At 71.5% G+C, this 6,594-nt stretch carries 6 protein-coding genes and 1 pseudogene; 6 read left to right on the top strand and 1 reads right to left on the bottom strand.

The annotated features are described in order from the left end of the window. The 5 genes and pseudogenes from HW578_RS02785 to HW578_RS02765 all read left to right on the top strand — a co-directional run. Positions 1–283, top strand: a pseudogene (locus HW578_RS02785) (GTP-binding protein); the annotation flags it as partial. After that, positions 284–1,051 (top strand): nucleotide-binding protein, encoded by a 768-nt coding sequence (locus HW578_RS02780; RefSeq protein WP_198368998.1) that lies wholly within the window; start codon positions 284–286, stop codon positions 1,049–1,051. A gap of 93 nt (positions 1,052–1,144) precedes the next feature. Then, positions 1,145–2,269, top strand: a complete 1,125-nt coding sequence (locus tag HW578_RS02775; protein ID WP_198368997.1) for an OpgC family protein — start codon at positions 1,145–1,147, stop codon at positions 2,267–2,269. 2 nt (positions 2,270–2,271) lie between these two features. Then, positions 2,272–3,006 (top strand): SGNH/GDSL hydrolase family protein, encoded by a 735-nt coding sequence (locus tag HW578_RS02770; protein ID WP_198368996.1) that lies wholly within the window; start codon positions 2,272–2,274, stop codon positions 3,004–3,006. A gap of 90 nt (positions 3,007–3,096) precedes the next feature. Continuing rightward, the gene (locus HW578_RS02765; protein ID WP_198368995.1) at positions 3,097–3,510 is read left to right on the top strand and encodes a hypothetical protein; all 414 of its coding nucleotides are present in this window, start codon (positions 3,097–3,099) and stop codon (positions 3,508–3,510) included. A 42-nt stretch (positions 3,511–3,552) separates the two neighbouring features. On the opposite strand, the gene HW578_RS02760 is transcribed toward HW578_RS02765, so the two are convergent. Then, complete coding sequence (locus tag HW578_RS02760; RefSeq protein WP_198368994.1) at positions 3,553–5,223, bottom strand: formate--tetrahydrofolate ligase; 1,671 nt, start codon at positions 5,221–5,223, stop codon at positions 3,553–3,555. A gap of 120 nt (positions 5,224–5,343) precedes the next feature. Between HW578_RS02760 and HW578_RS02755 the strand changes: the two genes are divergently transcribed. Further along, the gene (locus HW578_RS02755; RefSeq protein ID WP_198368993.1) at positions 5,344–6,156 is read left to right on the top strand and encodes a MipA/OmpV family protein; all 813 of its coding nucleotides are present in this window, start codon (positions 5,344–5,346) and stop codon (positions 6,154–6,156) included. The last annotated feature ends 438 nt before the right edge of the window (positions 6,157–6,594 follow it).

Below are 6,594 nucleotides of genomic sequence, written 5' to 3'. Positions count from 1 at the left end.
GCTCGTGCTGGTGCTGCCGGCCGGCCTCGATGCCGCGGAGGCCGCCGACCTCGCGCGCGCCTTCGCCGCGCTGGGCGCGCGGCACCTGGTCGCGACACGGCTCGATTCCGCGCGGCGCCTCGGCGCCGTGCTCGCCGCGGCGGAGGCCGGACCGCTGCTGCTGACCGAGGCCGGAATCGGCCCGGACGTGGCGGACGGGCTTGAACCGCTCTCGCCATCGCGCCTCGCCGCGCGCCTGGCCGCACCGCGCCGTGCCGCCGCACCACCGCAGGAGGCCGCCTGAATGCGCCACGCCGCCGCCACCCCGCTTGCCGCGCGCGGGCGCGTCATCGCCATCGCGTCCGGCAAGGGGGGCGTGGGCAAGACCTGGTTCGCCATCACGCTGGCGCAGGCCTTCGCGCGCGGCGGCGCGCGGGTGCTGCTGGTCGACGCCGATCTCGGCCTCGCCAACGTCGATGTGCAACTCGGCTTCCAGCCGCAGCACGACCTCTCGGCCGTGGTCGCCGGACGCCTGCCGACGGAGGAGGCCGCGTCACGCCACACCGCCGCGGGCATCGACATCCTGGCCGGTCGGTCCGGCTCGGGCGCGCTGGCGGCACTCGAGGGTGGGGCGCTTGAGGCTGTGCTGGACGCCATCGCGGGGGCCGCCACGCGCTGGGACCGGGTGGTGGTGGATCTCGGCGCCGGGCTCGAGGCGCCGCAGCGGCGCATCGCCGCCGCCGCCGACACGCTGCTGGTGCTGGCCACCGAGGAACCCACCAGCCTGACCGACGCCTATGCCGTGCTGAAGCTCCATGCGCGCGACCGCCCCGGGGGCGATGCCCGCATCGTTGTGAACCTCGCCGCCGACGCCGCCGGCGGGCAGCGCACGCATGCGGCGCTGGCCCGCGCCGCCGCCACCTTCCTGAAGCGGGAGATCCCGCTGGCCGGCGTGGTCCGCCGCGATTCGCGCGTGCGCGACGCCATCCGCCACCAGGCGCCGCTGCTCACGCGCCATCCCGGCTGCGCGGCGGCGCAGGACGTCGAGGCCATCGCCCGCGGCCTCGGCTGACGCGGCGTTACACGCGCGGGCTTGCGGGGCGCGCGCCCGGGGTGTTCATCAGGGGGAATGCTTGCCCTCATTCGCCAGGATCGCGACCTCAGGGTGGACATCGTCCGCGGCTTCGCGCTGTGGGCGATCTTCGTGAACCACACGCCGGGCAACTGGCTCGGCTATGTCACGCCGCGCAACTACACGCTCGCCGACGCGACCGAGGCCTTCGTGCTGCTCGCGGGCTATGCGGCGGGGCTCGCCTACGGGCTCGTGCTCGACCGGCAAGGCTGGTTCTTCGCGGCCTCGCGCGTCATGGGCCGCGTCTTCACGCTGTATGTCGCGCACATCTTCCTGCTGGTGCTGTTCACCGCGCAGGTCGGCCTGTCGGCCGAGCGGCTGGATGCGGCGGCCTACCTGGACGAACTGCATCTCGACCCCTTCGCGGCCGAGCCCTACCGCGCGCTGCTGGAGGCGCTGCTGCTGCGCTACCAGCCCTCCTTCCTCAACATCCTGCCGCTCTACATCGTGGTGCTGGCGATGTTCGCGCTGGCCATGCCGCTGGTGCGCAGGCCGTGGCTCATGCTGGGGCTTTCGGCCGCGCTGTGGGCCTGCGCGCGCGTCTTCGACCTCAGCCTGCCCTCCTGGCGCGGGGAGGACTGGTTCTTCAACCCTCTGGCCTGGCAGCTGCTGTTCTTCATCGGCTGCGCCCTCGGCTACCGGCCGCCGGGCGGGGCGCCGCTGTCGGTGCCCTGGCGGCCCTGGGCGGGCGCGCTGTGCTGGGTCCTGCTGGCGGCAGGTGCTGCCATGACGGTGCTAATCTATTTCACTTGGGACTTCGCCGAGGCGCGCCTGCCCGCCTTCGCACCCTACCTCGCCGCGATCGACAAAGCCTCGCTCCACCCGGCGCGGCTGCTGACCATGCTGGCGCTGACCTACCTGATCGCCCATGGCGTGACGCGCGACGCGCCCTGGCTTCGACGCCGCCCGGCGCTGGTGCTGGCCCTGCTCGGCCAGCAGGCGCTGCCGGTCTTCTGCGCCGGGATCGCGCTGTCCTTCGCCGGGCGCCTGGCGCTCGAGGCCGATGATCGCTGGGCGATGCAGGTGATGGTGAATCTGGCCGGGGCGGCCCTTCTGGTCGGCCTTGCCGTGGTGACCGCCTGGTACGGCGCGGAGAAGCGCAGCCCGCGGCGCGCCACGCCACCCTTGCCTACCCCGGCGGCGGGCGATACTCGTTGAGGATGCGCCACGTCCTGGCCCTGCTGGTCGGGTTGAGCCTTGCCTGGCCGGTCGCGGCCGAGCAGGGCCCGGGCTGCGGCGCGCCTGCCGAATGGCTCGCCTCCCCGCCGTTGCGCGCCACTGCCACCGGCATCTCCACCGGCCGTCTGCGCATCCTCGCGGTCGGGTCGGCCTCGGTCTCGGGGCCGGGCGTCACGTCGCCGGCTGCGGCCTGGCCCGTGCGGCTCGAGGCCCTGCTGCGTGAACGCCGGCCCGATCTCGAACTGAGCGTCGAGGTCCGCGGCGCGCGGGGTACGACCGCGGCCGACCAGTGGCGCCAGATCGAGGAGGCGCTGCGCGCCGGCCCGATCGACCTGGTGATCTGGCAGGCCGGCATGACCGAGGTGGTCCGTGGCCTGCCGATCGACGACATGGCCGCCATCATGGGCCAGGGCCTGCAGCGTCTGCACGCACGCGGCGTCGACGCCATCGTAATGGGCATCCAGTACAGCCGCTTCCTGCGCGCCAATGCCGAGGTGGACCCCTACCGCGATGCGCTGCGGGTGCTGGCAGCCGCGGGGCATGCGGGGTTCTTCTCCCGCTACGATATCATGCGCGCCTGGACCGAGGCGGGCACGGTCGACATGGAACGCGCGCAGCGCGACCGCCGTGCCGCCGAGATCGACAAGCTCAACGACTGCCTGGCGCGCGCGCTCGGCGCCTTCATCCGCGTGGGGGTGCAGGAAGCACGACGCTGACGGCGCATTCGCGGGCGCACCCCGGCCGCTCGTGCGATATGCTTGCAGGATCGCGCGGTCATCGCGCACCCACGCTCAGGGAGAGACTCGGTGGCAGGTTGGATCAATGGCGCGCCGGACTGGTCGCTCGGCATCTACGACTATGGCCTGCTCCACAACGAGAGCACGGGCTGGCTGCTGCCCATGCAGTGCCACATCACCGTCTGCGCACCGCATGCGCGAGACGGCGAGAACGTCCACATCTCCTTCTACGTGACCAACGGCGCCGAGATCAGCGTCTACATCCCCGGCAATGCCTGGGCGAAGCTGTTCTTCAAGCCCGACGGCGCGGGCGAGCTCTACGACAATGGCGGGCCGCGCTGCCGGGCCATCCGCGCCATGCCCGTCTTCGGCCTGATCAAGGCGCAGGCCGAGAGGTGCTTCTACGAGAAGTATCCCGGCATGCGGCGCCAGGTCCTGCCCGACACCGCCGACTCCAACGCCTGGCCGGCGCTCGGCCGCTGAGCCATCGCGCCGCGACGCCCGGCCGGGCGTCGCGGCCGCGGATCAGAACAGCCCCTCGATCCGCCCCAGCCCGTCCAGCATGATGCTCTCTGCCGCCGGATGCCGCGGCAGGCCGGGCATGGTCATGATGTCCCCGCAGACCGCGACGACGAAGCCCGCGCCGGCGGACAGCCGCACCTCGCGCACCGGCAGGACGTGACCTTCCGGCGCGCCAAGCTTGGTGGGGTCCGCGCTGAAGGAATACTGCGTCTTGGCGATGCAGACCGGCAGGTCGCGAAAGCCCTCCCGCTCGAAGCGCTCGAGCTTCTGCGCGACGGCGGAGGGAATGGAGACCGAGGCGGCGCGATAGATCTCGCGCGCGATCGTCTCGATCTTGCCGGCCAGAGAGACGTGGTCGGTATAGAGCGGCGCGAAGGATGCGCGCCTGCTTTCGATCATGCCCTGCACCGCGCGCGCGAGGTCGAGTGCACCTTGCGCCCCGTCGCCCCAATGCGTGCACAGGATCGCCTCGGTCCCCTGCGCGCGCATCGCCTCCTGCACCGCGGCAATCTCGGCCTCGGTGTCGGAGGTGAAGCGGTTGAGCCCGACCACCACCGGCACGCCGAACTTGCCCACGTTCTCGACATGGCGCGCGAGATTCACCACGCCGCGCTTCACCGCCGCCACGTCCTCGCGCCCCAGATCGGCCTTGGCCACGCCGCCATGCATCTTGAGCGCGCGCACCGTCGCCACCACCACGCAGGCGGCGGGAGCGAGGCCCGCCTGGCGGCACTTGATGTCCATGAACTTCTCGGCGCCAAGGTCGGCGCCGAAGCCCGCTTCCGTCACCACCACGTCGGCCAGCTTCAGCCCGAGCCGCGTGGCCATCACCGAATTGCAGCCATGCGCGATATTGGCGAAGGGCCCGCCATGCACCAGCGCGGGCGATCCCGCGATGGTCTGCACCAGGTTGGGCGCGAAGGCGTCGCGCAGCAGCACCGCCATGGCGCCATCGGCCTTGATGTCGGCCGCCGTCACCGACTTTCCGTCGCGCGTCTGCCCCACGATCATGCGGCCGAGCCGCGCCTGTAGATCCGGCAGGTCGCGCGCCAGGCAGAAAACCGCCATCACCTCGGAGGCGACGGTGATGTCGAAGCCGTCCTCGCGCGGGAAGCCGTTCGCGACACCGCCCAGCGAGGACACCACCGAGCGCAGCGCGCGGTCGTTCATGTCGAGCGAGCGGCGCCAGGAGATGCGCCGGGCATCGAGCCCCGTGCCGTTCCCCCAGTACAGGTGGTTGTCCACCATCGCCGCCAGCAGGTTGTTGGCGCTGGTGATGGCGTGGAAGTCGCCGGTGAAATGGAGGTTGATGTCCTCCATCGGCAGCACCTGCGCATGGCCGCCACCCGTCGCGCCCCCCTTCACGCCGAAGCAGGGGCCGAGCGAGGGCTCACGCAGCGCGATCATCGTCTTCACGCCGAGCGCGTTGAGCGCATCGCCGAGCCCGACCGTCGTGGTGGTCTTGCCCTCGCCCGCCGGGGTAGGGCTGATGCCCGTGACGAGCACCAGCGCGCCATCCGGGCGGTCCTGCTGGGCGGCGATGAAGTCGAGCCCGACCTTCGCCTTGTACTTGCCGTAGGGTTCGAGCGCGTCCTCCGGGATGCCGGCCTTGGCCGCGATCTCGCGGATCGGCTTCAGCGTCGCGGCCCGCGCGATCTCGAGATCGACCGACATGACTAGGCGTCCCCCTGCTTGGCGTCTTGCGCCGGGCCGCTTATCTGGCGCCGCATGAATGGTAAAGGGCCGACCGTGCCGGGCATGAACCCGGCGGCGCGCCTCCGGGAGACTTCATCGATGCACCGCTTCCTGCCGATCCTGGCACTCGTGGTCGGCTGCCTTGCGGCCGGCCGCGCCACGGCGCAGACCGGCCTGGCCCCCCAGGCAGCACCCGCGCTCGGCGCGCCGGCCTTCGACCAGTGGCGGATCGGGATCGGCTTCGGCGTGCTGGTGACACCCGACTATCTCGGCTCGAACGACATCACGGCGCGGCCGCTGGCCGCACCGGAGATCCGCGCACCCTTCGACACCGTCTTCCTGTCCTTCCGCGACGGGTTCGGTGCGACCGTGCTGCGCGAAGGCCCCTTCTCCGCCGGCCTGGTGCTGCGCCCGCGCTTCGGCCGTGACCAGGACGACAACAGCGCGCTGCGCGGCATGGGGGATATCCGCCTGTCGGGCGAGGGCGGCGGCTTCGTCTCCTATTCCGATGGCACCTGGCTGCTGCGCGGCGAGGTGCGCTACGGCTTCGGCGGTTATTCTGGCCTGGTCGCCGATGCGCGCGCCGACCGCGTCTGGCGCGTGCATCCGCAGGTGATCCTCTCCGCCGGCCCGCGCCTGTCCTGGGGGGGCAGCGGCTTCGCCGAGACCTTCTTCGGGGTCGACGAGACGCAGTCGCAGCGCAGCGGCTACGCGGTGTTCCGCCCGAACGACTACTGGTACGGCGCGATCGCCGGCGGCGCGACCTGGGTGATCGACCAGCGCTGGAGCATGATCGTCTTCGGCGAGGTCGGGCGCATCCTCGGCCAGTCAGCCGACAGCCCGCTGGTGGACCGCGGCAGCGCGACACAGGGCGTGGTCGGCGTGACCATGGCTTACAGGTTCCTGCCCTGAGAGGTCGGCACGCGCGCGGCGCGGGGGAGGGCCTTGCCCTCCCCCGGCCCTGACCCGCCAAGGGCCTAAGGGCCCCTGGACCCTTCGACTTGAGGGGGGACGCCCAGCCGACGATCCCAATCCCTGACGGTCCCGGTCTGAGCGCCGATCAATCGAGGTCCGCGCTGGCCAGCCTCGGGGTCGAAGGTCGGAATCCTCACCGCTGCAGGGAACGGAACCGGAGAACGAAATTCTCTGGGGTAGGAATGCGGGAGCGTTAGCCGATTGCGTCCCTACCAACCGCATTCCGAAAAGCACATAGTTCTCTCCCTGAGGCATTAAAACAGAGCGATCGCGCCGTCCTTCGCGCAGCCAACATTGAGATCCGGGCGCGGGAGCCAATGGAACCAAGGCGTGCTCGGCGCTTGATTCGACCAGACGATCACGCCGTGCTCGATC

Source organism: Roseomonas rosulenta (genome assembly GCF_016106005.1).
In the GTDB taxonomy this organism is placed as follows: domain Bacteria; phylum Pseudomonadota; class Alphaproteobacteria; order Acetobacterales; family Acetobacteraceae; genus Neoroseomonas; species Neoroseomonas rosulenta.
This window is presented reverse-complemented; position numbering and strand designations above follow the sequence as displayed.

Bases quoted from the DNA above. Each gene is read 5' to 3' on its own strand.
- HW578_RS02760 (WP_198368994.1), bottom strand. From the start codon at position 5,223: ATGTCGGTCGATCTCGAGATCGCGCGGGCCGCGACGCTGAAGCCGATC.
- HW578_RS02755 (WP_198368993.1), top strand. From the start codon at position 5,344: ATGCACCGCTTCCTGCCGATCCTGGCACTCGTGGTCGGCTGCCTTGCG.
- HW578_RS02780 (WP_198368998.1), top strand. From the start codon at position 284: ATGCGCCACGCCGCCGCCACCCCGCTTGCCGCGCGCGGGCGCGTCATC.
- HW578_RS02770 (WP_198368996.1), top strand. From the start codon at position 2,272: ATGCGCCACGTCCTGGCCCTGCTGGTCGGGTTGAGCCTTGCCTGGCCG.